General features: G+C 75.3%; 6 protein-coding genes and 1 pseudogene. All 7 read right to left on the minus strand.

The window, feature by feature from the left end; all coding sequences use genetic code 11:
• On the minus strand, positions 1–377 hold a 377-nt coding region (locus AC2W7J_RS17105), incomplete at its 3' end, for a hypothetical protein (RefSeq protein ID WP_485983879.1).
• Positions 378–478: 101 nt separating this feature from the next.
• On the minus strand, positions 479–964 hold the full coding sequence (locus AC2W7J_RS17110; RefSeq protein WP_485983888.1) for an FHA domain-containing protein: 486 nt from the start codon (positions 962–964) through the stop codon (positions 479–481).
• Positions 961–1083, minus strand: a complete 123-nt coding sequence (locus tag AC2W7J_RS17115; RefSeq protein WP_485983881.1) for a hypothetical protein — start codon at positions 1081–1083, stop codon at positions 961–963. Before AC2W7J_RS17115 ends, AC2W7J_RS17110 begins: the two co-directional genes overlap by 4 nt.
• Before the next feature lie 5 nt (positions 1084–1088).
• Positions 1089–1343: a hypothetical protein gene (locus AC2W7J_RS17120; protein WP_485983882.1), complete on the minus strand. Its 255-nt coding sequence runs from the start codon at positions 1341–1343 to the stop codon at positions 1089–1091.
• Positions 1344–1395: 52 nt separating this feature from the next.
• On the minus strand, positions 1396–1992 hold the full coding sequence (locus AC2W7J_RS17125; protein WP_485983884.1) for an energy-coupling factor transporter transmembrane component T family protein: 597 nt from the start codon (positions 1990–1992) through the stop codon (positions 1396–1398).
• A complete protein-coding gene (locus AC2W7J_RS17130) occupies positions 1989–2678 on the minus strand; it encodes an energy-coupling factor ABC transporter ATP-binding protein (protein WP_485983886.1) in 690 nt (229 codons plus the stop codon). The genes AC2W7J_RS17125 and AC2W7J_RS17130 overlap by 4 nt, the downstream gene beginning before the upstream one ends.
• Positions 2672–3043, minus strand: a pseudogene (locus tag AC2W7J_RS17135) (acetyl-CoA C-acyltransferase); the annotation flags it as partial. The gene AC2W7J_RS17130 and the pseudogene AC2W7J_RS17135, both read right to left, overlap by 7 nt.

Consider the following 3043-nt stretch of genomic DNA (forward strand, 5'->3'; position numbering starts at 1 on the left):
GAGCAGGGCGCCCCGGACTCGCGGTCGGTGGCGGTGCGCGCCGACTCGGGCACGTCGTCGTGGGTGCGCAGGTGGACCAGCCCGGCGAAGGGGGACCACCACCCGTCGTCGTCCGCGACGACGCTCACCTGCACGTCGTGGTGCGAGTGGAGCGCGGTGAGCTGGCCGAGCAGGTGCCGGGCGAGCCGGTCGCGGGTGGCCCGCGGGCCGGCGATGCCGAGCACGCGGACCTCGGCGAGGTCGACGCACAGGGGCACGTCGTCGAGCACGGGGTGCTCGCGGGCACCGGCACGGTGCTCGACCTCGATCGTCGCGGGCAGGGCGCCGAGGCCGAGCCGCAGGCACAGGTGCTCGTCGTGCTGGGGGGCGCTCTCCACAGGCGTGCCGAGTCCCCGCGGGCCGCGTCGAGCAGCGCCGACGCGTCGGGTGCCGACCGCAGGCGGTGGCGTCGTTCGGCGCGCAGGGCGCGGCGAGGCGCTCACCCGTGACGGCCCGGTCGCGGACCCACTGGGCGTGGGCCTCGCGGTGCTCGCGGCGCGAGGTCGTGCGGTCGGACAGGGTGGAGCCGAGGACGAGCAGCGGTGAGAGCAGGCCGAAGAGCAGCATCCGCGGCCCGAAGAAGACCGCGAGCAGCCCGGCGAAGGGCAGCGGCAGCAGCACCATGAGCCACGGGATGCGGCGGCGCCCCGCCGCGGTCGGCTCGGGCGGGACCCGGATGGTCGCGGGTGCCGTCGGCTGGGGCAGGTGGGGCGTGGGGTTGACCGCGAGGGTCCCGTCGCCGCGTCGGGGTGCGTCTGGCGGGTCGGGGGCGGTGGGCCTCGACGGCGAAGGTCGTGTGCCCGGCGACCACCCGGCTGCCGGAGCGGACGCGGGCGCCTTCGGTGGGCAGGGGTGCGTCGTCGACGGTGGTGCCGTTCGTCGTGCCGAGGTCGCGGACGTGGACGCCGTCGCGGTCGACGGTCAGCTCGACGTGCTCGCGGGAGAGGGCGTCGTCGGCGACCGCATCGTCGCGGCATCGCCCCGGCCGATGGTGTGCCGCCCGGGCGTGAGCTCCAGGGTGCGGCCGGCGTCGGGTCCGCTCACCGACATCAGGCGAAGGGGGGACCGGCTCGCCTCTGCCGCAGCGGGATCCGCGGCGCCGACGATGAGCTCGGCCCCGTCGAGCAGGGGTGGCAGCCCGAGCGGAGCATCGGGCGCGAGGGCCTCGCCGCGGACGCTGGCGGTCGCGGCGCGTGCCCGGTCGCAGCGAGCAGGTCGCTGAGCGTGTGGTGCGCCTCGGCGCGCACGTCGATCGTCTCGGGCCCCCCGCTGCCGGTGTCGATGATCGTCATCCGCAGCTGCATGACGGCACCGTAGGTCGATCCGGGTCAGCGCCGCCGAGAGTTGTCCACAGGGTCAGTCGTCGAGGCCCCGCGCCGCGAGGGCATCACCCATCGCATCCGCCCGCCGCAGCGCGCCGACGATGAGCGGCACGGCGAAGGCGCGAGGGCTGGCGGCCAGGCCCCGCGCGTGCTGCGCCTCGCGCACCCGCCGCCCGAGGTCGATGACCTGCGGCACGGCCCGGATCGCCAGCTGCAGCATCAGACCCACCCGCTCGGGGTTGACCCCGACCCGCCGCAGCGGGCCGCTCGCCCGCACGACGACGTCGATGAGCTCGCTCGTGCGCGTCGTCAGCGTCACGAGGTTGGCGAGCAGCACGAGCGCGACGAGCACCCCGACGATGACGACCGCTCGCTGCCACCCCGCCACGACCGTCTGGAAGACCGCCAGCGGCACCATGACGAGCAGCAGCGGCCGCAGCATCTGCAGCAGCACCCGCACCGGCATCCGCGCCACGGCGTAGCCGGCCAGCACGACGAGCAGTCCGCACACCGTGACCAGCGGCGAGCGGACGAAGGGGGAGGCCGCACCCACGAGCAGGAGCACGAGGAGCTTCGCCCCGGCCGGCAGCCGGTGCAGGAGAGAGTCGCCCTCGCGGTAGAGCCCGATCACCGGTCGTCGTCCATGAGCCCGAGGTAGTGGGCGATCGCGTCGGCGGGCGGGCCGTCGTGCACGAGGCGGCTGCGGTCGAAGACGAGCACCCGGTCGAAGTCCGCGAGCAGGTCGAGGTGGTGGGTCACGAGGACGACCTGCTGGGGCAGGCCCCGCACGACCTCGGCGACCCGGCGCGCGTTGCGGATGTCGAGCAGCGTCGTCGGCTCGTCCATGACGAGCAGGTCGGGCTCGGTGACGAGCACGGCCGCCAGGGCGAGCAGCTGCTTCTGCCCGCCGCTCAGCAGGTGGGCCGGGTGGTCGCCGCGACCGGAGAGGCCGTGCGCGGCCAGGGCCGCCTCGACCCGGGCGTCGACCTCGGTGCGGGTCAGCCCCCTTCGTCGCAGGCTGAAGGCGACGTCCTCGGCGACGGTCGGCATGACGATCTGCGCGTCGGGGTCGGTGAAGCAGAAGCCGACCCGCCGCCGCACCTCCTTGCCCTGCCGCGCGGTGTCGAGACCGTCGAGCGTCACCGTGCCCTGCTCGGGCACGACGAGTCCGTTGAGCATCCGGGCGAAGGTCGACTTGCCCGACCCGTTGGCCCCGATCACCCCGACCCGTTGCTCGGTGAGCCGCACGGTCACGTCGCGCAGCACCGGCGCGCCGCCGTCGAAGCCGTGCGTCACGTCGCGGACGTCGATCAGCATGCCTGCACCACCATCGCCACTCCTTGTCCGCCGCCGGCGGCGATCGCCGCGAGGCCCCGTTCGCCGGGGCCCAGTTGGTGGAAGAGCCGCACGACGAGCACGGCCCCGGAGGCGCCCCACGGATGGCCCAGCGCCAGCGCCCCGCCTCGGCACACACGGCGAAGGGGGTCGACCCCCAGCTCGTCGCAGCACGCGAGGACTTGGCCGGCGAAGGCTTCGTTGATCTCGATGGTGTCGAGGTCGTCGAGACCGATCCCGCTGCGCTGCAGGGCTGCCCGCGTCGCGGGGACGAGCCCGCGGCCGGGGCGGTTCGGCTCGACGCCGGCCGTCGCCGTGGCGAGGATGCGCAGCCCGGACACGCCCAG

Source organism: Janibacter sp. CFPM2_SD2, assembly GCF_057364645.1.

Excerpts from the sequence above, each read along its gene's own strand:
- AC2W7J_RS17120 (WP_485983882.1), bottom strand. The coding sequence starts at position 1,343 with ATGCAGCTGCGGATGACGATCATCGACACCGGCAGCGGGGGGCCCGAG.
- AC2W7J_RS17130 (WP_485983886.1), bottom strand. The coding sequence starts at position 2,678 with ATGCTGATCGACGTCCGCGACGTGACGCACGGCTTCGACGGCGGCGCG.